General features: G+C 72.5%; 21 protein-coding genes, 1 pseudogene and 1 riboswitch. Of the genes and pseudogenes, 11 read left to right on the forward strand and 11 right to left on the reverse strand.

Annotated features, from left to right (window positions below; translation table 11 throughout):
* The first annotated feature begins 89 nt into the window (after positions 1 to 89).
* The 5 genes from ACIQRL_RS00245 to ACIQRL_RS00265 all read left to right on the forward strand — a co-directional run bounded on the left by ACIQRL_RS00245 (position 90) and on the right by ACIQRL_RS00265 (position 4,940).
* Entirely contained in the window at positions 90 to 1,088 is a 999-nt protein-coding gene (locus tag ACIQRL_RS00245; RefSeq protein WP_401324945.1) for a DEDDh family exonuclease, read from the forward strand.
* A gap of 78 nt (positions 1,089 to 1,166) precedes the next feature.
* The gene (locus ACIQRL_RS00250) at positions 1,167 to 1,400 is read left to right on the forward strand and encodes a hypothetical protein (protein ID WP_328909420.1); all 234 of its coding nucleotides are present in this window, start codon (positions 1,167 to 1,169) and stop codon (positions 1,398 to 1,400) included.
* A 96-nt stretch (positions 1,401 to 1,496) separates the two neighbouring features.
* Complete coding sequence (locus ACIQRL_RS00255) at positions 1,497 to 2,288, forward strand: SURF1 family protein (RefSeq protein ID WP_401327955.1); 792 nt, start codon at positions 1,497 to 1,499, stop codon at positions 2,286 to 2,288.
* Positions 2,289 to 2,355: 67 nt separating this feature from the next.
* The gene (locus tag ACIQRL_RS00260) at positions 2,356 to 4,170 is read left to right on the forward strand and encodes a glycoside hydrolase family 15 protein (protein WP_401324948.1); all 1,815 of its coding nucleotides are present in this window, start codon (positions 2,356 to 2,358) and stop codon (positions 4,168 to 4,170) included.
* A 14-nt stretch (positions 4,171 to 4,184) separates the two neighbouring features.
* On the forward strand, positions 4,185 to 4,940 hold the full coding sequence (locus ACIQRL_RS00265; RefSeq protein ID WP_401324951.1) for an SDR family oxidoreductase: 756 nt from the start codon (positions 4,185 to 4,187) through the stop codon (positions 4,938 to 4,940).
* A gap of 346 nt (positions 4,941 to 5,286) precedes the next feature.
* Here ACIQRL_RS00265 and amaP read toward each other — a convergent pair whose 3' ends face one another.
* From amaP to ACIQRL_RS00290, 5 genes are all read right to left on the reverse strand, one after another.
* Positions 5,287 to 5,865 carry an alkaline shock response membrane anchor protein AmaP gene (amaP, locus tag ACIQRL_RS00270; RefSeq protein WP_401324954.1) on the reverse strand — a complete coding sequence of 193 codons (579 nt, stop codon included), beginning with the start codon at positions 5,863 to 5,865 and terminating at the stop codon, positions 5,287 to 5,289.
* A gap of 6 nt (positions 5,866 to 5,871) precedes the next feature.
* Positions 5,872 to 6,558, reverse strand: coding sequence for a DUF6286 domain-containing protein (locus tag ACIQRL_RS00275; protein WP_401324957.1), 687 nt, complete (start codon positions 6,556 to 6,558; stop codon positions 5,872 to 5,874).
* Positions 6,555 to 6,974 carry an Asp23/Gls24 family envelope stress response protein gene (locus ACIQRL_RS00280; RefSeq protein ID WP_401324960.1) on the reverse strand — a complete coding sequence of 140 codons (420 nt, stop codon included), beginning with the start codon at positions 6,972 to 6,974 and terminating at the stop codon, positions 6,555 to 6,557. Before ACIQRL_RS00280 ends, ACIQRL_RS00275 begins: the two co-directional genes overlap by 4 nt.
* A gap of 3 nt (positions 6,975 to 6,977) precedes the next feature.
* Positions 6,978 to 7,163: a hypothetical protein gene (locus tag ACIQRL_RS00285; RefSeq protein ID WP_261703263.1), complete on the reverse strand. Its 186-nt coding sequence runs from the start codon at positions 7,161 to 7,163 to the stop codon at positions 6,978 to 6,980.
* An 84-nt stretch (positions 7,164 to 7,247) separates the two neighbouring features.
* Positions 7,248 to 7,730: an Asp23/Gls24 family envelope stress response protein gene (locus tag ACIQRL_RS00290; protein ID WP_401324963.1), complete on the reverse strand. Its 483-nt coding sequence runs from the start codon at positions 7,728 to 7,730 to the stop codon at positions 7,248 to 7,250.
* A gap of 87 nt (positions 7,731 to 7,817) precedes the next feature.
* On the opposite strand from ACIQRL_RS00290, the pseudogene ACIQRL_RS00295 reads away from it, so the two are divergent.
* Positions 7,818 to 8,330, forward strand: a pseudogene (locus ACIQRL_RS00295) (nucleopolyhedrovirus P10 family protein); the annotation flags it as partial.
* A 771-nt stretch (positions 8,331 to 9,101) separates the two neighbouring features.
* Here the strand turns inward: ACIQRL_RS00295 and ACIQRL_RS00300 are convergent.
* The 3 genes from ACIQRL_RS00300 to ACIQRL_RS00310 form a co-directional block, all read right to left on the reverse strand.
* Positions 9,102 to 9,905: an enoyl-CoA hydratase/isomerase family protein gene (locus tag ACIQRL_RS00300; RefSeq protein WP_401324965.1), complete on the reverse strand. Its 804-nt coding sequence runs from the start codon at positions 9,903 to 9,905 to the stop codon at positions 9,102 to 9,104.
* Between the two features lie 146 nt (positions 9,906 to 10,051).
* A complete protein-coding gene (locus tag ACIQRL_RS00305) occupies positions 10,052 to 10,273 on the reverse strand; it encodes a helix-turn-helix domain-containing protein (RefSeq protein WP_006123601.1) in 222 nt (73 codons plus the stop codon).
* A 374-nt stretch (positions 10,274 to 10,647) separates the two neighbouring features.
* Positions 10,648 to 12,246 (reverse strand): ABC-F family ATP-binding cassette domain-containing protein, encoded by a 1,599-nt coding sequence (locus tag ACIQRL_RS00310; RefSeq protein WP_401324968.1) that lies wholly within the window; start codon positions 12,244 to 12,246, stop codon positions 10,648 to 10,650.
* A gap of 482 nt (positions 12,247 to 12,728) precedes the next feature.
* Between ACIQRL_RS00310 and ACIQRL_RS00315 the strand changes: the two genes are divergently transcribed.
* On the forward strand, positions 12,729 to 13,619 hold the full coding sequence (locus ACIQRL_RS00315) for a neutral zinc metallopeptidase (protein ID WP_401324970.1): 891 nt from the start codon (positions 12,729 to 12,731) through the stop codon (positions 13,617 to 13,619).
* A gap of 154 nt (positions 13,620 to 13,773) precedes the next feature.
* Positions 13,774 to 14,187 carry a VOC family protein gene (locus ACIQRL_RS00320; RefSeq protein WP_401324972.1) on the forward strand — a complete coding sequence of 138 codons (414 nt, stop codon included), beginning with the start codon at positions 13,774 to 13,776 and terminating at the stop codon, positions 14,185 to 14,187.
* A gap of 70 nt (positions 14,188 to 14,257) precedes the next feature.
* On the opposite strand, the gene ACIQRL_RS00325 is transcribed toward ACIQRL_RS00320, so the two are convergent.
* From ACIQRL_RS00325 to ACIQRL_RS00335, 3 genes are all read right to left on the reverse strand, one after another.
* Positions 14,258 to 15,661: a hypothetical protein gene (locus tag ACIQRL_RS00325; RefSeq protein ID WP_401324975.1), complete on the reverse strand. Its 1,404-nt coding sequence runs from the start codon at positions 15,659 to 15,661 to the stop codon at positions 14,258 to 14,260.
* A 580-nt stretch (positions 15,662 to 16,241) separates the two neighbouring features.
* Entirely contained in the window at positions 16,242 to 17,369 is a 1,128-nt protein-coding gene (locus ACIQRL_RS00330) for an alpha/beta hydrolase (protein WP_401324977.1), read from the reverse strand.
* A 128-nt stretch (positions 17,370 to 17,497) separates the two neighbouring features.
* Positions 17,498 to 18,202: a class II aldolase/adducin family protein gene (locus ACIQRL_RS00335; RefSeq protein ID WP_401324980.1), complete on the reverse strand. Its 705-nt coding sequence runs from the start codon at positions 18,200 to 18,202 to the stop codon at positions 17,498 to 17,500.
* A gap of 253 nt (positions 18,203 to 18,455) precedes the next feature.
* Between ACIQRL_RS00335 and ACIQRL_RS00340 the strand changes: the two genes are divergently transcribed.
* From ACIQRL_RS00340 to ACIQRL_RS00350, 3 genes are all read left to right on the forward strand, one after another.
* Entirely contained in the window at positions 18,456 to 19,202 is a 747-nt protein-coding gene (locus ACIQRL_RS00340; RefSeq protein ID WP_401324983.1) for a lysozyme, read from the forward strand.
* Positions 19,203 to 19,380: 178 nt separating this feature from the next.
* Positions 19,381 to 20,622, forward strand: coding sequence for an anion permease (locus tag ACIQRL_RS00345; RefSeq protein ID WP_401324986.1), 1,242 nt, complete (start codon positions 19,381 to 19,383; stop codon positions 20,620 to 20,622).
* Between the two features lie 20 nt (positions 20,623 to 20,642).
* Entirely contained in the window at positions 20,643 to 20,861 is a 219-nt protein-coding gene (locus tag ACIQRL_RS00350) for a hypothetical protein (protein ID WP_401324989.1), read from the forward strand.
* A 136-nt stretch (positions 20,862 to 20,997) separates the two neighbouring features.
* Positions 20,998 to 21,141, forward strand: a riboswitch (cobalamin riboswitch).
* Positions 21,142 to 21,237: the final 96 nt, after the last annotated feature.

Consider the following 21,237-nt stretch of genomic DNA (forward strand, 5'->3'; position numbering starts at 1 on the left):
GCGGGTGGCCCGGTGGCGGGCGCTCGGGGGCGCCGGATCCGGGAAGGCGGGGGCCGGACTGTCAGTCACGGCCCGTATCCTCATTGACCATGCTCGAAGACCTCACGACCGCAGCGTCCCCAGCCTCCTGGCCGGCCGCGTATCCGCAGGGATACGCGGTCGTTGACGTGGAGACCACCGGACTGGCCCGCGACGACCGGATAATCTCCGCCGCCGTCTACCGGCTGGACGCGCGCGGCGAGGTCGAGGACCACTGGTACACGATGGTCAATCCGGAGCGGGACCCTGGCCCGGTGTGGATCCACGGCCTGACGAGCGAGATGCTCGAAGGGGCTCCGCTCTTCCAGGACGTCGCCGAGGAGTTCGCCGCCCGGCTCGACGGCCGGGTGCTGGTCGCGCACAACGCGGTCTTCGACTGGTCGATGATCGCGCGGGAGTACGCGCGCGCGGAGCGCGAGGCGCCGGTGCGCCAGCGCCTGTGCACCATCGCGCTCTCCAAGGAACTGGGCCTGCCGCTGCCCAACCACAAGCTGGAGTCGCTGGCCGCGCACTTCGGGGTCGTACAGCAGCGGGCGCACCACGCGCTGGACGACGCGCGCGTGCTGGCCGAGGCGTTCCGGCCGAGCCTGCGGGCCGCCGCGCGCGAGGGGGTGCGTCTGCCGCTGCTCGAGTGCCTGCCGCTCAAGGAGTGGTCGGACAGTGCCGCCGCGCCGCGGATCGGACGGCAGGCCGGGGGCTACGCGTCCGGCGGTTACCCGTCCGGGAGTTGGCGCCCCTCCCGCAAGCGCCCCGCATGCCCCCATCCCAACCCGGGCCGGTACGAGTCGAACAAACCGCTCAAGCAGGGCATGCGGGTCGCGTTCTCCGGGGACACGTCCGTCGACCGCGAACTGCTGGAGGACCGGGCGGTCGAGGCCGGGTTGCACGTCGCGACGAGCCTGTCCCGGCTCACCAGCCTGCTGGTGACGAACGACCCGGACTCCAGCACGTCGAAAGTGGTCAAGGCCAAGCAGTTCGGGACACCGGTGATCGACGAGGCGGCGTTCGGACAACTGCTGCGCGACGTCGAACCCGCGTCGGAAGGGTGACGGACGTACGGGTGATTGACGGGCGACTCGCCCGGGATCCGCTCGCCCGCACCGCCCCCGCACCCCACCCTGTGGCGCATGGCGAGATGCGAAGTTTGCGGCAATGACTACGGAATGAGCTTCGAGGTGCACGCACAGGGCGCTGTGCATGTCTTCGACTGCTTCTCCTGCGCGATCCACCGGATGGCCCCGATCTGCGAGCACTGTCGCGTCCAGGTCATCGGCCAGGGCGTCGAGGTCGAGGGCCACTGGTACTGCGGCGCGCACTGCGCCCGCGCGGAGGGGAGGGCGGGGATCGTCGACAAGGTCTGAGTCCCGGGCCCGGGCCCGGCCCCGTGCAGGGCATCGCACGGCCCTCGGCGGGACCCTCCCGTCGAGGGCCGAATCATGCCGAGTACCGTCAATGGGGTGTACCGCTTCCTGTTGTCCCGGCAGTGGGTGATCCTCACCCTCGTGGCCCTCGCGCTCATCCCGACGATGATCAAGCTGGGCTTCTGGCAGCTTCACCGGCATGAGCACAAGGTCGCCCTGAACACGGTGATCTCCGACTCGCTCGCCGCGAAGCCGGTGTCCGCAGAGACGGTCACCGCCCCGGGACAGGGGATCCGGAACGACGACCTGTTCCGCCGGGTGACCGCGAAGGGGCACTTCGACACCGCGCACGAAGAGGTCGTCCGCCGCCGCACCAACGCCGACGGCGAGGTCGGCTACCACGTCCTGACCCCGTTCGTCCTGGCCGACGGCCGCGTCCTGATGGTCAACCGGGGCTGGGTCCCGGCGGACGGCGCGCAGACCGCCTTCCCGAAGATCCCGGCCCCCTCCCGGGGCGAGATCACCGTCACCGGCCGGCTGATGGCCGACCAGACGACCGCCGACAGCGGCATCAAGAACGTCCGGGGCCTGCCCGCCCGTCAGGTCATGCTGATCAACAGCGGGCAGGAGGCGGGGCGGCTCGGCGAGCAGGTCCTCGGCGGCTACATCGAGCAGACCGCGCCCGAGCCCAAGGGCGGCTCACCCGAGCTGATCCCGGACCCCGAGCACAGCGACATCGGCCCGCACATGGCGTACGCGATCCAGTGGTGGCTCTTCTCCGCGGGCGTCCCCGTCGGCTTCGTGGTCCTGGTCCGCCGCGAGCGCCGCGACCGGGCGGAGGCCGCCGCCGCGCAGGCCACGCCGGAAGCGGAACCGGCGACCGTGTAGCGCCCGGAACCCTCACGCCACTCCGGCGGCCCGATTGACCGTCACCCCGTTCGGGAACCCGTCCTCCGTGCACCGACGCATCGAGGACTACGCGCTCATCGGGGACGAACAGACCGCCGCTCTGGTGGGCCGCGACGGCTCCGTCGACTGGCTGTGCCTGCCGCGCTTCGACTCCGCGGCCTGCTTCGCGGCCCTGTTGGGCGACGAGGACAACGGTCACTGGCGGATCGCGCCCGAGGGGGCGGACGCGTGCACCCGGCGCGCGTACCGCCCGGACACGCTGGTGCTCGACACCGAGTGGGACACCGCCGGGGGCTCGGTCCGGGTGACCGACCTGATGCCGCAGCGCGAGCACGCCCCCGATGTCGTACGCATCATCGAAGGTCTCAGCGGCACCGTCCGGATGCGCAGTCTGCTCCGGCTGCGGTTCGACTACGGCTCGGTCGTGCCCTGGATGCGCCGCGCGGACGGCCACCGGGTGGCGGTCGCGGGGCCTGACTCGGTGTGGCTGCGCAGCGAGCCGCCCGTGCACACCTGGGGCAAGGACTTCCGCACGCACTCTGAGTTCACCGTGGCGGCGGGCGAGAAGGTGGCCTTCGTCCTGACCTGGCACCCCTCGCACCGGCCCCGGCCGCCCCTGTGCGATCCCTTCGAGGCACTGGAGACCAGCGTCCAGGACTGGCGGGCGTGGGCGGCTCACTGCCGCTACGACGGGCCGCACCGGGACGCCGTCGTACGCTCCCTGATCACGCTCAAGGCCCTCACCTACGCGCCGACCGGCGGCATCGTGGCCGCCCCCACCACCTCGCTGCCCGAGGAACTCGGCGGCGTCCGCAACTGGGACTACCGCTACTGCTGGCTGCGCGACTCCACGCTCACCCTCGGCGCGCTCCTCGCGGCCGGCTACCACGAGGAGGCCGAGGCGTGGCGCGACTGGCTGCTGCGCGCGGTCGCGGGCGACCCGTCGGACCTCCAGATCATGTACGGCCTCTCGGGGGAACGCCGACTGCCGGAGTACGAGATTCCGTGGCTGTCCGGCTTCGCCGGCTCCGCGCCCGTCCGGGTCGGCAACAGCGCCGTGGAGCAGTTGCAGCTCGACGTGTACGGCGAGGTCATCGACTCGCTGTCGCTCGCCCGGCGTTCGGGCCTGCCGTCACGGCCCCACATGTGGCGGGTGCAGTGCGCCATGATGGAGTTCCTGCGGGTCGCCTGGCGGCAGCCGGACGAGGGGATCTGGGAGGTGCGCGGCCCACGCCGGCACTTCGTGTACTCGAAGGTGATGGCCTGGGTGGCCGCCGACCGCGCGGTGCGCACCCTGGAGGACGACCCGACCCTCGACGGCGACCTGGAGGGCTGGCGGGAGATGCGCGACGACGTGCACCGGGAGGTGCTCGAGCGCGGCTTCGACCCCGGCCGGAACACTTTCACGCAGTCCTACGGTTCACCCGAACTGGACGCCTCCCTGCTGCTCATCCCCCGGGTGGGTTTCCTGCCCCCCGACGATCCCCGGGTGGTCGGCACGGTCGACGCCGTCCGCGCCGAACTCGCCCGCGACGGCTTCCTGGTGCGCCGCTACAGCGCCGCGACGACCGGCGTCGACGGACTCCCGGGCGACGAGGGCACGTTCATCGTCTGCTCGTTCTGGCTCGCGGACGCGCTGTATCTGACGGGCCGTACGCGGGAGGCGCGCGAGCTGTTCGAACGGCTGGTCGGCCTCACCAACGACCTGGGCCTGCTGTCCGAGGAGTACGACCCGGTCGCGGGCCGCCAGCTCGGCAACTTCCCGCAGGCCTTCAGCCACATCGGTCTGGTGGTGTCCGCCCTCAGCCTGTTCGGCGTCGAGAACGCGGGCGAAACGGAAGGGGTCGCACCACCGGGATAGGGGAGGATGGGGCCATGGATCTTGGACTGAAGGATCGTGTGTACGTCGTCACGGGAGCCACCCGGGGCCTGGGCAACGCCGCCGCGCGTGAACTCGTCGCCGACGGCGCGAAGGTGGTCGTCACCGGGCGCGACGCGAAGAGCGCGGCCGACGCCGCCTCCGCGCTCGGCGCGAACGCGGTCGGGGTCGCGGCCGACAACGGCGCCGCCGAGACCCCGGCCCGGCTGATCGCGGGCGCCCGTGACCACTTCGGCGGCTTCGACGGCATCCTGATCAGCGTGGGCGGACCGCCGCCCGGGTTCGCCGCGGACAACAGCGACGAGCAGTGGATGGTCGCGTTCGAGTCGGTGTTCCTCGGTGCCGTCCGGTTGGCCCGCGCGGCCGCCGCGGAGCTCGGCGAGGGCGGTGTCGTCGGTTTCGTGCTCTCCGGCTCGGTGTACGAGCCGATCCCCGGGCTGACCATCTCCAACGGTCTGCGTCCGGGCCTCGCGGGCTTCGCCAAGTCCCTCGCGGACGAGCTGGGCCCGCGCGGCATCCGGGTCGTCGGGCTGCTGCCGTCCCGTATCGACACGGACCGCGTCCGCGAACTGGACGGGCTGTCCGCCGACCCCGAGGCCACCCGCGCGGCCAACGAGTCCCGCATCCCGCTGCGCCGCTACGGCACCCCGGAGGAGTTCGGCCGCACGGCCGCGTTCCTGCTCTCCCCCGCGGCGTCGTACCTGACCGGCATCATGGTGCCGGTGGACGGCGGAATGCGCAGCGGATTCTAGACCCGGATGCCGAGCCCGCCCACGGAGCCGAGCCCCTGGGGCCGTCGCGGACGCATGGGGGCCCGCAGAAGCGCCCTCCCGAAAGCGGGCGGCCCCGGGCAGAACGCCTACCCGCAAGCGGGCACCGGTCAGGCGCTCCGCGCGGTGCTTGACGCCCGCGAAGACGTGCCTTCGCGGGAGCGCGGCAAGGCCTTCGAGGCGGCAGGGCCAGACAGACCTCCTCCCGAAGCCGGGCGGGGCGGCGGATCCGCGCGGCAGGGTCCTCCCCGGCGGCAGGCGGTCCCGGTGGACCCGCCCCAGGGGGAGGGAACGGCACCGTGAGCGCCCGACCGCAAGCGGGCGCCCGTCAGGTCACGCGCTCCGCGCGGTGCTTGACGCCGCGGAGGCGGACCTCCGTGGGGAGCGTGGCGAGGCCGGCCGAGTCACGTGCGTGCGCGAGTGCTTCCACGGTCAGCAGGTGCAGCGCGCGCCCGGGGTCCACGTGCGGTTCCAGCAGGAGCCGCACGCGCGCCTCGGGCAGACTGCGCCGGCCGGTCAGATGGACGTGCGCCTGGTCGACCCCGACCAGCCGGGCCGACTCACCGGCCAGCACCCCCTCCAGGGCCCGGCCGCGCAGCAGCGCGCCCGCCCCGTCGCCGGTGTCGACGAGCACGTCGGCAAGACGTCGGCGCCGCACGACGGCGGCCAACCACCACAGGGCGAGCAGCAGGAGCACCGCGAACGCGGCGATGACCGCGGGCCACCACCAGCCCTGGTCCCGCCACTTGGTCCGTTCGGCGGTGCTGAGCAACACGTCGTGCCGCCCGTCGTGGATCCACCACGACGGCGGCCGTACGCCGAGTCCGACGGCGAGCACGGAGCCGCCGAGGACGAGCAGCACGAGCCCGATGAAGCCGATCAGTACGCGGTTGACGATCCGGAGCACGGACCCTCACCCCTTCCTTCCGGGGCGCGCGACATGCACCGACAGGGCGGGCGAGCGGGCCAGTCCCAGCCCCTTGATGCCGTCGGTGAGCGTGGTGTCGAGGTCGGCGCGCACGTCGTCGAGTTCCCGGAAGTGCGACACCGCGCGGACGTCGACCTTCCGGCGCTTCACGCGCACCCGGACCGACTGCACACCGGCGACCTCCATGGCCCGGTCGCGGAGCGCCATCGCGGCGGCGCCCCGGTGCAGCCCGGCCCGGACATCGGCGTGGGTGCGCCGCATCGGCAGCACGTCCCGCAGTCCGGGCGTGGCCGCGAGGACGATGAGCCAGAGTCCCACCGCGGCGGCGATTCCGGCGCCGACGAGGACCGCGGTGTCGTCGAGCGGCCGTTCGGCAAGCTGCTGGGACAGCCAGGTGCGCCAGCGCAGGGCCATCCGCCCGGCACGCACGGCCACGACGTCGTACAGGAAGGCGCCCGCGGCGACGAGGAGCACGAGCGCGAGGATGCCCGCCGGGATGCGCCGCGCGGACCAGAACCGGCCCTGGCGCCCGTCCTCGTCGTCGACGGTGTTCAGCGGTTCGTAGGCGGCCGCGGAGGCGGACTGCCCGAGCGCGCCCGCGTCGTCCCCCTTCTCCGGCTTCTCCAGTACGGGCAGCTTGCGGGTGTTCTCGGAGCCCTGGGGCTCGCTCATTGCGTCCTCCCCTGTGCCGCGCCGGGCCCGTGCGCCAGGTGCAACCGCTCCACCTGGACGGCCACCTCCGGCACTTCCATTCCCGCCAACGCCCTTACCCGCTCGGCGACATGACGACGCACCTCGCCGCACTGGGCACCGATGTCGGCCGGGTAGCCGAGTTCGAGGCTGACCCGGACCTGCGCGCTGTGCGTCGGTGTGCCGTCCGCTCCGCCACCGGCCGACTGCCGTCGCACGACGACCGTCGCGTGCGGGGGCACGGCGTCGGCGGGCAGCGGGGGCAGCGCCTCGCGCGCCGCCTGTGACGCGATCTTCGCGACGACCCGGTCGGCGATCCGGGTGGCGCCCCGCTCGGCGGCCGCGACGGTCGCGAGGCCCGGCCGTGTCTCACCGAGCCGGTCGACATGACCTGGCACGCGTCACCGCCGCCGGTCGTCACGGGCACGGAAGAAGTCGCCGATGTCCAGGTCCCCCTCCAGGAGCCGTCCGACGACGAACCCGACGGCCCCCAGGGCGGCCACCAGGAGGAAGGCGCCGAAACCGCCGAAGTACCCGGCGAAGGCCAGCGCCATTCCGGCGATCATGCCGATCACGGCCAAGCTCATGGTGCGCTCCTCAGCAGTCGGTGGCCGCGTGATCACTCGTGGTGCGGTGGCCGGGACGTCCGGGGCGTTCCGGTGGCCCGAGGGTCACTGGAGCCGCGACTCCGGCTCCTCGTCTTCTTCCTCGGGAAGCTTCACATCACTCACCGCGATGTTGACTTCCACCACTTCGAGGCTCGTCATGCGCTCGACGGCCGCGACGACGTTCTCGCGCACGTCCCGCGCCACGTCGGCGATCGAGACGCCGTAGTCGACGACGATCTCCAGGTCGAGCGCCGTCTGCAGCTCGCCGACCTCGGCCTTCACACCCCGTGTCACGGATTTGGACCCGCCCGGCACCCGGTCGCGCACCGCTCCGAAGGTCCGGCTCAGCCCGCTGCCCATCGTGTGGACACCGACCACGTCACGGGCGGCGAGCCCGGCGATCTTCTCCACGACTCCGTCGGCGATCGTGGTCCGTCCCCGCGTGGCGGGATCTCCACCGCCGCGCCTGGTGGGCTTACGGGTCTGCTGGCTCTCCTTCTCGATGTCGGGGCTGTCCGTCCGGTTCCGCTCGGTCATGTCGGTCATTGCCGTACGTCCCTTTCGGTCGTCCTCCTCTGCTCACAGTAGGTCGGGTCGCGCGGTCGCGCGCCATGGATGGGGCAGGCTGGGGTGATGACGGCGGACCGATGGACGCAAGTGGTACGGCATCAGCTCGGGCTCGGCAGACTCCTGCCGCTGGGCCTTCCTCGCGACGGCGCGTGGATCACCGAGGAGGCGGCCGAGTCCGCGTTGCGGCGCGCGGCGGCCGGTGTGGACGGTGTGCGTCTCGGCGCGCTCCGGATCGCGCTCGCCGATCCCGACCGGACCGGCTCGCCCGCGGTGCCGCCTCCGCCCAGCGCCCTGCCGCCCGGCCCGCTGCGGGTCACGGCGGAGTTCCTGGCCTCGGCGGATCCCACGGTCCCGGGTGTCGAACCCCTCCCGGCCATCGCGGCCCGGCTGCGCCAGACCCTGGCCACCGCGGCGACACAGCGGCTGGGTCTCGACATCACCGAGGTGGACCTACGGGTGACGGACCTACTGGAGGAGGACGAACCATCCGCCGCGCTCCCGGCGACCGAACCCCCGGAGACCCCCGCAGCCGTCCCGGCCACCGACGTACGGGACTCACCTCCTGCCGCCCCGGCGGACAACGGACAGGAGTCACAGACCACCGCCCCGGCCGACGACGTACGGAAGTCAGGGCCTGCGGGCCCGGCGGACAACGGGCGGAAGTCACAGGCCGACGTCCCGAGCGACCGGGCACAGGAGCCACAGGCCGACGTCCCGAGTGACCGGGCACAGGAGCCACAGGCCACCGGCCCGGCCGCCGACGTACGCAAGCCACCTCCTGCCGTCCCGGCGGACAACGGACCGAAGTCGCAGGGCAGCGTCCCGGCCGACGGCGTCCAGGAGCCACCGGCCACCGGCCGGGCCGACCGCGTCCAGGAGGCGCAGACGGCCGGCTCTGGTGACCTCCTACGGGCGACACAAGCCGCCGTTCCGGCCGACGACCCGGGGAAGGGGGCCGTCGCCGGGTCGGCCGACGACGGGCGTGGGGCGGTCGTGCCGAAGGATCCCGAGCGGGCTCGGATCGCGGCGGCCGCTCTCGCCGTCCCGGGCGTCACCCGTCTGACGGACGTCCTCGGCCAACCGGTCCACGTCGAGACCGCGCCCGCCACGGAACCGGCCCTGCCGCGCCGCCACATCCGCGTCGAACTGGCGGTCTCCCCGGACGAGCGGGCGGTGGACGTGGCGCGGGCGGTCAGGGCGGCGGTCGCGGAGGCGGCTCGGGACACGCCGTCCGTGGCGGTCCTGGTGACGGCCGTGAGCCGGGACGCCCGTCCTTAGGGAGCGGGGACGTCCGCCGCCGGTGGGCGTCCTGCCCCGGAGAGCCTCAGGGGGTGGCTAGGACCTGTCCTAGTCCCCCACGCCCGCGAGGTCGCGGAGCCGGCGGGCCTGGGACGCCCGCTCGGCGGAGCGCTGCTCCTCGTACGACCGGTCCTGGGCCCCGCGCAGCAGGGCCTTCGTCTCGATCACGGCGTCGCGCGGCGCGGCCAGCAGCGCGGCGGCCAGGTCGCCGACCGCGGCGTCGAGCTGCTCGCCGGGCACGGCGAGGTTGGCGAGCCCGGTGCGTTCGGCCTCCTCCGCCAGGACGAAGCGGCCCGTGGCGCAGATCTCCAGCGCGCGGGCGTATCCCACGAGGCTGACCAGCGGGTGCGTTCCCGTGAGGTCGGGCACCAGACCGAGGCTGGTCTCGCGCATGGCGAACTGCACGTCGTCGGCGACGACGCGCAGGTCACAGGCGAGCGCGAGCTGGAACCCCGCACCGATGGCATGCCCCTGCACCGCGGCGATCGACACGAGGTCGCTGCGCCGCCACCAGGTGAACGCCTCCTGGTACTCGGCGATGGTCGCGTCGAGCTCGGCGTCGGAGCCACGCGCGAGGTCGATGAACGACGGTTCCCCGTCGAAGCCCTCGGGCGTGAACGCCTGCCGGTCCAGCCCCGCGGAGAAGGACTGGCCTTCGGCACGCAGAACGACCACGCGGACGGAGCCCGGCAGTGACCGGCCGGCCTGCGTCAAGGCCCGCCAGAGAGCAGGACTCTGGGCGTTGCGCTTGGCCGGATTGGTCAGCGTCACCGTGGCGATCGCGCCGTCGACGGTGAGCCGTACGCCGTCCTTGTCGAGTACCGGGTCGAGATCCTTGTCGAGCGAAGCCATGGGGTGCCTCCGATGGGTGCGGTCGGATCAGCTGCGCACCCCGCGAAGACACGAGGGAACGCACCTAAGTGACTGCACAGTAACCACCCGGTCGGTCACCCGACCGACCGGGTGGTCACCACCGAAGCCGATGGGGACGCCCGGCCTCAGGCCGAGGCGGCCTTCTTGCCCCGCGTCGCTCCGCCACGCCCTCGGAGCGTGACTCCCGACTCACTGAGCATCCGGTGCACGAAGCCATACGAACGGCCGGTCTCTTCGGCCAGCGCTCGGATGCTCGCACCGGAGTCGTACTTCTTCTTCAGGTCTGCCGCGAGCTTGTCGCGCGCGGCGCCGGTAACCCGGCTGCCCTTCTTCAGAGTCTCGGCCACCCGGTCCTCCTCATGGGAAGTGCGCTCTGGACTCTCATGATCACCCCTTTCGGGCGCCATGGCCACCCATTCGGCAAGGTCCGTAAGACACGGTTTTGACGACAGGAGTCCGTCCCCACGAGTGGAATCAGTCATTCCGGCTGGTGACGTCCGTACAGCCGAACGGGTTCCTCCGCGAAGTGCCTGGTCAGCGACGCAAGACGGCCGAGCCCTTGGGAACAAGGGACTCGGCCGTGAAATCGGTGTAGGACACACCTCGGTACGAGGAGATCTCACACAGATGGTGGATCACGGATCGGCCGAATGATCCATGCGCAGTGGATCAGTCATTCGATCATCTGGCGCGGACCCCCTCCCAGGGGCAGCGCACGGGCTCAGGCGAGGGCCACCAGGTCGGCGTAGTCGGAGCCCCACAGGTCCTCGACGCCGTCCGGCAGCAGGATGATCCGCTCCGGCTGGAGCGCCTGGACGGCGCCCTCGTCGTGAGTGACGAGGACGACGGCGCCCTTGTAGGTGCGCAGCGCGCCGAGGATCTCCTCGCGGCTGGCCGGGTCGAGGTTGTTCGTCGGCTCGTCGAGCAGCAGGACGTTCGCGGACGAGACGACGAGGGTCGCGAGCGCGAGCCGGGTCTTCTCGCCGCCGGAGAGCACGCTGGCCGGCTTGTCGACGTCGTCGCCGGAGAACAGGAACGAGCCGAGTGTCTTGCGGACCTCGACCAGGTCCAGGTCGGGGGCGGCGGAGCGCATGTTCTCCAGGACCGTGCGCTCGGGGTCGAGGGTCTCGTGCTCCTGCGCGTAGTAGCCGAGCTTGAGGCCGTGGCCCTCGATGACCTCTCCGGTGTCGGGCTTCTCGGCGCCGCCGAGCAGGCGCAGGAGGGTCGTCTTGCCGGCGCCGTTCAGGCCGAGGATGACGACGCGGGAGCCCTTGTCGATGGCCAGGTCGACGTCGGTGAAGATCTCCAGCGAGCCGTACGACTTCGACAGGCCCTCCGCCATGAGCGGGGTCCTGCCGCAGGGCGCGGGCTCGGGGAAGCGCAGCTTGGCGACCTTGTCGGAGACGCGGACCGCCTCCAGGCCGGCGAGCAGCTTGTCGGCGCGCTTGGCCATGTTCTGCGCGGCCACGGTCTTGGTGGCCTTGGCACGCATCTTGTCGGCCTGCGAGTTCAGCGCGGCGGCCTTCTTCTCGGCGTTCTGACGCTCGCGCTTGCGGCGCTTCTCGTCGGCCTCGCGCTGCTGCTGGTAGAGCTTCCAGCCCATGTTGTAGACGTCGATCTGGGCGCGGTTGGCGTCCAGGTAGAAGACCTTGTTGACGACCGTCTCGACGAGGTCGACATCGTGGGAGATCACGATGAAGCCGCCGCGGTACGTCTTCAGGTAGTCGCGCAGCCAGACGATGGAGTCGGCGTCGAGGTGGTTCGTCGGCTCGTCCAGGAGCAGGGTGTCGGCGTCCGAGAAGAGGATGCGGGCCAGCTCGATACGGCGGCGCTGACCGCCGGAGAGCGTGTGCAGGGGCTGGCCGAGCACCCGGTCGGGCAGGTTGAGCGCGGCGGCGATGGTCGCGGCCTCGGCCTCGGCGGAGTACCCGCCCTTGGTGAGGAACTCCGTCTCCTGGCGCTCGTACTGCCGCATGGCCTTCTCGCGGGTGGCGCCCGAGCCGTTGGCGATGCGCTGCTCGTTCTCGCGCATCTTGCGGATCAGGACGTCCAGGCCGCGGGCCGACAGGACGCGGTCGCGGGCGAGGACGTCGAGGTCGCCGGTGCGCGGGTCCTGCGGCAGGTAGCCGACCTCGCCCGAGCGGGCGACGGTGCCCGCGGCGGGCTGGCCTTCGCCCGCGAGGACCTTGGTGAGGGTCGTCTTGCCCGCGCCGTTGCGGCCGACCAGGCCGATGCGGTCGCCCTTCGTGATGCGGAAGGTGGCGGACTCGATGAGGATGCGGGCGCCGGCGCGCAGCTCGATACCGGAGGCGGAGATCACGGACAGACTCCAGGGCAGGGTCGTTGGCGGGGTGGACGGCTGAGGACGTTCCCGCCGTCTAATGCGCGAGGAGAATGGCCATGGGCCAAGTCTAACGGGGCGACGCAACCGCTTTTCCGGTGTGCGGGCGTCGCGCACCGTGACACTCACCCCGCCGCGCGGTGCCTCTCGGGCGCCTCTCGGGCGCCCCCGCAGGGTGTCGAGGGGGCTCGGCCCGGGTGATCCGGTGCTGGTCCTGCATGACGATGATCTCTCCGGTCCCGCTGTGATGATTATCGCCGCTCCGGCCGCCCGGGGCGGCACGAGGCCGTGGGAGCCGCGCGGATCGACGGGCAGCCCACCCGGGGCAGGGAGGCCGGACACGCGGCCTGACCGGCGGCGGTGCCGTGCGTCGCCCGTTCGGACCTCGGTCCGGGGCCGGGGGTCCGGGAGCGTATGAGGATGGCGCCACGGAGCGACGTACGGCAGGAAGTGGTGCGCCCATGCAGTTCGACGACGACGCCGGTCTGGACACCTCCGAGGTGCAGGACGTGCGCGCCAGTCGGATCCCCGGCGGCAGGGCGACCATCGGCGGCGGCCTCGCCGGCCTGATCGCCCTCGTCATCGGACTGCTCTTCGGGGTGGGGCCCGACCAGCTCGGGCTCTCCTCGGGCGGCGGCCGGTCCGGGGCGACCGCCTCCTCACTCGCGCAGGTGCGGCAGGCCTGCCGGACGGGGCGGGACGCGAACGCCCAGGAGGACTGCCGGACCGTGGCGGTGGTCAACAGCGTCCAGGCGTACTGGACCCGCGAGTTCGCGCGCAGGGGCGGCACCTACACGCGCGCCCCGATGGTGTTCTTCAGCGGCCGGGTCGACACCGCGTGCGGCACCGCCTCGTCGTCCGTCGGGCCCTTCTACTGTCCCCGTGACCGCAAGGGGTATCTGGACCTCGGTTTCTTCGACGACCTTCGTACGAAGTTCGGCTCCGGCGGCGGACCGTTCGCGCAGGCGTATGTGGTGGCGCACGAATACGGGCATCACGTGCAGAACCTGATGGGCACGCTGAACCGGTCGCAGGGCGGCGTGACCGGCGCGAACAGCGACTCGGTGAAGGTGGAGCTCCAGGCCGACTGCTACGCGGGGGTGTGGGCGCGGCACGCGACCACCACACCGTCCTCGTCGACGGGGAAGCCGTTGCTGACCTCGCTGACGGACACCGACATCCGTGACGGCCTGGATGCGGCGGCGGCCGTGGGCGACGACCGGATCCAGTCGAGGTACCAGGGCCGGGTGACCCCGGAGACCTGGACGCACGGGTCGGCCATGCAGCGCCGGCAGTGGTTCTACCAGGGCTTCACCAGCGGCGACATGGCGCAGTGCGACACGTTCCGGTGAGCGGGAGCCGAACCGGGGCGCCGGGGCGCCGGAGCGCCGGGCCGGGCGACACGGCGGGCGACGGATTCCGGGCCGCGGGGCGTTGTCAGTGGCCGGTGCCAGACTGGGCGGCGGATCGAAATCCGGCAGTGTGGGACGAGACGGAGTGATCGGCATGGCTGGCACGAACGGCGGACGCCCGAGCATCTACCCCTCGATGCTGTACACCGACGCGAAGGCGGCGATCAGGCAGCTCACGGAGGCCTTCGGCTTCACCGAGCTGTCCGTGTACGAGGGGGAGGACGGCTCGGTGATGCACGCCGAGCTGGTGCAGGGCAACGGAGCGGTGATGCTCGGCTCCAAGGGCCGCGGCGGCCGCTTCGACGAGGCGATGAAGAGCGCCGGCCCGTGCGGGGTCTACATCGTCGTGGACGACGTCGACGCGCACCACCAGCGCGCCGTGGACCACGGCGCGGAGATTCTGATGGCCCCGACCGACCAGGACTACGGCTCGCGTGACTACATGGCCCGCGACGTCGAGGGCAACATCTGGAGCTTCGGCACCTACGCCCCGGAGATAGGCGCGTAGCAACGCCGGGCGGCGGCTCGCGCCGGGTCCCGGCCGGTTCCCCCGCCCGCTCCCGGTCGGCTTCCCCCGGTCAGCTTCCCCCGGTGTGCACCTGGAAGGCGGCCCTGCGTACGGCCTTGGCGAGGGCCGGGTCCGGGTGGGCGGCGGCGAGCGCGACCAGCACCTGCACCGTGCGCGGGTGTCCGACCGCGCGCACCTCGTCGAGCAGCGCGGGCACGGTGGGCTGCACCGCGGACTCCAGATGGCGGACGAGGAGCGGGGCCTCGCCGTGGTCGGCGACGGCGGCCGCGGTGTCGACCCACAGCCAGGTGGACTCGGCGCGGGTGAGGACCTCGTGGGCGTCCTCGGGGTCGTAGCCGTCGTGCTCGGCGAGCCACAGCAGGGCGTAGGGGCGCAGCGGGGTCTCTTCGACGACGGCGCGCACATCGGGCTCGGCGGGGGCGCCGACCACGCGCAGCGCCTCGAAGGCGAGGCCGCGGGTGAGGGCGTCCTCGCCGCGGGCGGCGTCGATGAGTTCGGTGACGGCGCCGCCTACCGGGCGGGCGGCGAGCCAGGCGCGGTACTCGGCGCGGGCGGCGTTGGGGCGGAGCTGGGCGCAGCCGCGGAGCATGTCCTCGGCGGACTGCTCGATGTTCCCGGCGGGGCTCTGCGCGGCGACGCAGATCTGCTCCAGCTTGACCCAGACCGCCCAGCTTCCGAGCGGGGTGAGCGTGGCCTGCCCTCCCCCACAGGTCAGGGCTCCGACGGAGGCGAGGGCGTGCAGGGCCCAGTCGAGGAGGGGGGCGAGGGGGGCGTCCGGGACCTCGGCGGGCTCCGGGGCGGGCACGGGCTCGGGGCCGTAGGGGATTTCGCAGCGCTCGGTGCGCAGTTCCGTGACGCGCTGTCCGAGGAGGTCGAGGAGCTGGTCCACGGGGACGGGCCCGGCGGAGAGCTGAAGGAAGGAGAGCACCTGGGGCATCGCGGAGACGACCTCGGCGACGGCCGCGGGCTCGCGGTCCGCCGGCTCGGGATACGCGAGGGACCAGGCGTCGAAGAGCGCGACCCAGCCGCGCAGGACGGCGCTGTCGTCGCGGCTCCAGGCGCGCAGCCGCCATCCCGGGCGGGCGGTGTCGCCGTGCACCTCGATGAGGCCGGCCAGACGGGCCGTGTCCCAGTCGGCGCGGACCTGAACCGGGGTCAGTCCGAGATCCGCGGCGGCCCGTTCGGCGGTGGCGTCCGAGAGGGCGCCCTTGCCGCCGGGGTTCGCGCCGTCGCGCCCCGGGCGCAGGGCGGCGTCGGCCCAGCGCGCGACACGGGCCGCGTCGGACAGGCCGGTGCGTGCCATACGGGCGAGTTCCGCGGGCGGCGGTGTGCCTTCCGGCGGTCGCGGTGCGGGGCGGCGCGTGCGGCGTTGGGTGACCGCTCGGGGAGCGGCCGCGAGGGACCGCGGGCTGACGAGTCGGAGCCTGGAGTCGCGCGGGTTACGGGACGTCACGGGTGCAGTCTTGCGGTTGACGGTCCGAAAACCCAAACGGAATGCCGTCGCAGGCCACGGGGGCGGTGGGAGCGGGCCCCTCCCGGGGTGCCCGACACGCGGGAAAGCGGGCCGCGCCGAGTTGTTCAGGACCGAACCGGAAGCGTGCCTTCACGTGGCCCGGGGCCCGCCGGGACACCCCGCGCAGAGCCCCGGCGCCGCTGTCGAACCGCCCGCGACGGGGCCGCGCGATGGCCTCACTCCGGGCGCGCGCCGGGGGGCTTCGCGCTGGGGTTGCGTGCCGGTTTCGCTCCCGGGGCGTGCGTGGGCCTCACTCCGGGCGCGCGCGACGGCTCGGCCTCCGGCGCGCGCCGGAGGGGAGAGCCCCGTGTACGGCGGGGGCGCGCCGACCTGCGGCAACGGCGTGCCGTGGCCGTCTCCGTGCCGCGCCACGCCACGGCCGTCTCTGCCGAATGCCGTGGCCTGGCTCAGGCCTGGCTTGGCTTGGCTCAGGCCTGGCCCGGATCAGGCCTGGCCCGGGGCCGGGATCGCCCGGGGCCGGGAGATGGCCTGGATCAGGGGACGGGTCACATCAGGGGGATCACATCAACGGGGTGAGGAAGCGGCGCAGGGCCTCTTCGTAGGTCGCCGGGTCGGCGTTCCACATGGCGCCGTGCGGGGCGTTCGGGACGGTGTGCAGGGTGACGAGGTCGGGGCGGCTCGCGGCGAGGTGGCGGGAGGGACCCCAGGGGGCGATGGTGTCGTCCGGGCCGTGCACCAGCAGGGTCGGCACCTTGACCTGCGCGGGATGCGCGGCGTGCGCGATGCGGTCTCCGCGGACGCCGGTGCGGCCCTGGGCGGCACGCACCGCGAGAGGCAGCAGGAAACTCGGCGTGTGCCGGGCTCCGGCGAGGGCCCGCAGCGTGGCCTCCCAGTCGAGGACCGGCGAGTCCAGGACGATCCCCGAGATCCGCTCGCGCAGCGCGGAATGGGCGGCGGCGCGCAGCGCCATGGTGGCGCCGGTGGACCAGCCGTACAGGACGACGCGCTCGGCGCCGTACCGCACGGCGTACCGGATGGCCGCGTCGAGGTCGCGCCACTCGGTCTCGCCGAGGTGGTTCAGGCCGTCCGGGGGCCGGGGTGCCCCGAGGTCGCCCCGGTAGGCGAGGTCGAGCACGGGGAAGTGCCGGCCGTTCAGGAACTCCATCACGTTCATGGGGTGTTCCCGGGTGGCGCCCAGGCCGTGCACGGTGATGATCCAGGTGTCGCGGACGGCGGGCACGAACCAGGCGGGCAGGGCGCCGAGTTCGCCGGGCACGTCGACGTCGGCGTGTTCCAGTCCGAGGGCGGACCCGGGGTCTCCTACGTACAGGTTCGGTGTGAGCCACACCTTGTCGCCGGGTTCCAGGGAGCCGTGCGTGACGCGTTCCAGCCGGCGTACGACGGTGTCGGCGGTGTGCGGGACGGAGTTCTGGAGGGGTCCGACGACCCCGTGGGAGCCGTCGCCCGCCAGGCCGTAGGTTCCGGGGCGCCGGGAGGCGAGGGCCCGGGTGAGGGTGATGCTCCCCGCCGTCGTGGCGTGCACGGTGAGCCGGGGCTCGGTGGGCAGGGGCTTGCCGGGCCTCGTCTTCAGCGCGGCGTCGCTGGCGAACCGGCCCGCCGCCACGGAGGCCGCGCCTGCCGCAATGGCTACGGTGACGGCCGCTGCCGTGGCTCTTAGGGTGCGCACCCGACCAGTTTCCCGGGGGACCCGGCCATCGGCCAGCGGGAGCGCCCCCAGGGGTGACGGCCGTCGCCCACCGGACCCCTGCCGCGGGGGCCGTCCGGCGCCCCTGCCGCGGGCCGTCCGGCAGGGCACTACCGCTTCTGGCCGTACCCCCGCAGCCGCTCCCCCGCCTCCCGGAGCTGGTCCGGTGAGAGCAGGGCGGGCGCGAGGCCCGGGACGGAGGAGGAGAGGAGCCAGACGCGGCACATCCATTCGAGCTGAGCCGTGCGGTCGTACGCCTGGTTGAGCGAGGCCCCGTAGGCGATGGTGCCGTGGTTCTGGAGGAGGCAGGCGGTGCGGTCGGCCAGGGCCCGGAGCATGTTCTCGGCCAACTCCGGCGTGCCGTAGGTCGCGTAGGGGGCGACGCGGACCGGGCCACCGAGGTCCGCGGCCATGTAGTGGATCAGCGGGAGCTCGGGGACGAGGGTCGAGACGGCCGTCGCGTGCGCGGCGTGGGTGTGAACGACGGCCCGCGCTCCGGTGACGCGGTACACCGCGAGGTGCATCGGCAGTTCGCTGGTCGGGCGGAGCGAACCGAGCACCTGCCGGCCGTCGAGGCCGACGCCGACGAGGTCGTCGTGCGTCAGCCGGTCGTAGGGCACGCCCGTGGGCGTGACCAGGACGGTGTCGCCGACACGGACCGAGACGTTGCCCGAGGTACCGACGACCAGCCCGTCGGCGACCGTCCGGCGGGCCGTCGCGACGAGTTCGTCCCAGGCCCGCCGAAGGCCGTCCCGCGCGTCGTCCCGCGCGGCCGTCTCGTCCCGCTCGTCGCGTTCGTCGCGTTCGTCTGCCATCCGTGGGCCCTCCCGCCCGTCCCGTGCGGCCCGTGCGGCCCCGTTCCGCTCCGTCATGACGCGATCCTGCCAGGCACGGCCGAGGCCGCACCCCGGGCGGGCGCACCTTAGGCCGGAAGCCGAGCCTCCGTAAGGGTGCATACAGCTACATATCCCCCTCGTCGGCGAATGGCCGGGGACCGACGGGCGGCGCGGGATCTTCCCGTAGCCTCTGGGGGATTTGTCGCACACGTCGCCATTTCCGGGGGGAAATGTGGCCCGTGATCACAAACCGTTCCGTCGTCGCGCCCTCGTGGCCGCGACCGCCGTCGCGGCGACGCTCGCCCTGGGGGGCGCCGGCCTCACCGCCGTCCCGGCCGAGGCCGCGGGCAACGCCAAGGGCCACGACGTCTCCTCTCACCAGAAGAACGTGGACTGGCCGAGCGCGAAGGCGAGAGGCGCGCGATTCGTCTACGTGAAGGCGACCGAGTCCATCACCTACCGCAACCCCTACTTCGCCCGGCAGTACGACGGCGCGCGCGACGCGGGAATCCTGCACGGCGCCTATCACTTCGCGGTGCCGAACCAGTCCTCAGGCGCCGCGCAGGCCGCGTACTTCGTACACAACGGCGGGGCGTGGCGCGCGGACGGCTGGACGCTGCCGCCCGCACTGGACGTCGAGTACAACCCGTACGGCAGGAGCAAGTGCTACGGCCTCAGCAAGGCCGGAATGGTGCACTGGATCAGGGCCTTCAGTGACGAGATCCGCCGCGAGACCGGCCGCCGCCCTGTGATCTACACCACAACGCGCTGGTGGAACACCTGCACCGGCTCCAGCCGGACATTTGCCGCGGATCACACACTGTGGCTGGCCCGCTACGACTCGGCGGGCACCGGAGCGCTTCCCGCCGGATGGTCCGCCTGGACCTTCTGGCAGTACGACAACAGCGGCAGCCTGCCGGGTGACCAGAATCTCTTCAACGGATCCCCGGCCGGGCTCAAGCGACTCGCCCTGGGGTAGCACCCCAAGCGGAACAAGAGATTCCGTATCCGTTCGAACCCGCAGGCCCGCCCCTCCGATGCAAGCGGAGGGGCGATTCACCATTCAAGACACTCCAATGCCCGACTCAGTTCATCTTCCGTTCATCCAGGTTGCCTACGGTCCACCTGCCACTGACGTCCAACAGAAGCCTGGGTAAATGGAACACATCACGCTCCTCCTCGGAATCGTGATCGTCACCGCTCTCGTGTTCGATTTCACGAACGGTTTCCACGACACCGCCAACGCGATGGCCACCACCATCTCGACCGGCGCACTCAAGCCCAAGGTCGCGGTGGCCATGTCCGCCGCGCTCAACCTTGTCGGCGCCTTCCTCTCGGTGGAGGTCGCCAACACGATCTCCAAGGGCCTCGTCGACGAATCCGGGATCAAGCCGGAGGTGATCTTCGCCGCGCTCGTCGGCGCGATCCTCTGGAACCTGGTGACCTGGCTCGTCGGACTCCCGTCCAGTTCCTCGCACGCCCTCATGGGCGGCCTGGTCGGCGCCACCATCGCCTCCGCCGGTACCGGCGCCGTGCACGGGGACGTCCTGGTCGGCAAGGTGCTCCTGCCCGCGGTCGCGGCCCCGATCGTCGCCGGCCTCGCCGCGATGTTCGCGACCCGGCTGTCGTACAAGCTCAGTGGTGACGCCGAGACCAAGGCGACCAAGAAGGGCTACCGCGCCGGCCAGATAGCCTCCGCGGGCCTGGTCTCGCTGGCCCACGGCACCAACGACGCGCAGAAGACGATGGGCATCATCACCCTGGCCCTGGTCGCGGGTGGCGCCGTCGCTCCGGACTCCAACCCGCCGGTCTGGGTCATCCTGTCCGCCGGTCTCGCCATCGCGCTCGGCACCTACCTGGGCGGCTGGCGCATCATCCGCACGATGGGCAAGGGCCTGACCGACCTCCGGCCGCAGCAGGGCTTCGCCGCCCAGACCAGCGCGGCCACGGTCATCCTCGCCTCCTCGCACATCGGCTTCTCCCTCTCCACCACGCACTCGGTCTCCGGTTCCGTGATGGGCGCCGGCCTCGGCCGCAAGGGCGGTGTGGTCCGCTGGTCCACCGCCAAGCGGATGGTCGTCGCCTGGGTCCTCACGCTGCCCGCCGCCGCCCTGGTCGGCGCGCTCGCCGAGTGGGTGACCGGATTCGGCGCCTGGGGCACCGCACTCGTCGCCGTCTTCCTGGTCGCGTCCAGCCTCGCGATCTGGCGCCGCTCGCGCCGCGAGGTGATCGACCACAACAACGTGAACGACGCCGAAGAGCCCGCCGGTGTGGTGACCACGGCCATCGCCGCCGTCACCCCGCCCCCGGCCGGCACCGTGGCCGAGGAGCTCACGGCCACCATCCCGGCTCCCGCCGAACCCACGGCGAGCCCGTCCGCGCCGTCCCCCGTGGCCTGAGAACCGAAGGAAGAAACAGCATGAACATCGACTGGTCAGCCCTCGGGTCCGTCTTCGGGGTCAGTCTCGGAGTGACCGTGGGCCTCGTCGCCCTCTTCACCCTCGGTGTCGCCGGCCTCTCCAAGAAGGAGTCGGCCCAGGGTGGTTCCGCGGTCGCGGCGGCCACCGGCGCGTACGTCTGCTTCGCGGCCTGCGCCGCGGCGGTGGCGTACGGCATCTCCCTGATCATCACCAAGTAACCCGGCACAAGCGGCCCGAAACAGGGTTGCGCCGAGCGGTACCGCGCGTGGGGTGCGGGACGGATCACCGTCCCGCACCCCACGCGTATGTGGGCCTGCGCACACTGTCCCCCCGCAGGTCAACAGCCAGTTGACGGCCGTTCTCACCCCGTGGTGGACTGCCGGAGCCAAGTACGGCGGCATGAGAGGAAGCCGGTGCGAATCCGGCGCGGTCCCGCCACTGTCATCGGGGAAGTAACTCCCCGGGAGCCAGGAACTCTCACCGCCGGTCTCGTCGAACCAGGGCGTGGACACCCTGAGTGAGGACATATCGCCATGCGCGGCTGCCCGTTGCCCGATCCGCTGAGTACGAGGGTTCCACTCCACCCGATCGCGG

This window comes from Streptomyces sp. NPDC091209 (genome assembly GCF_044757755.1).
Lineage (GTDB): Bacteria > Actinomycetota > Actinomycetes > Streptomycetales > Streptomycetaceae > Streptomyces.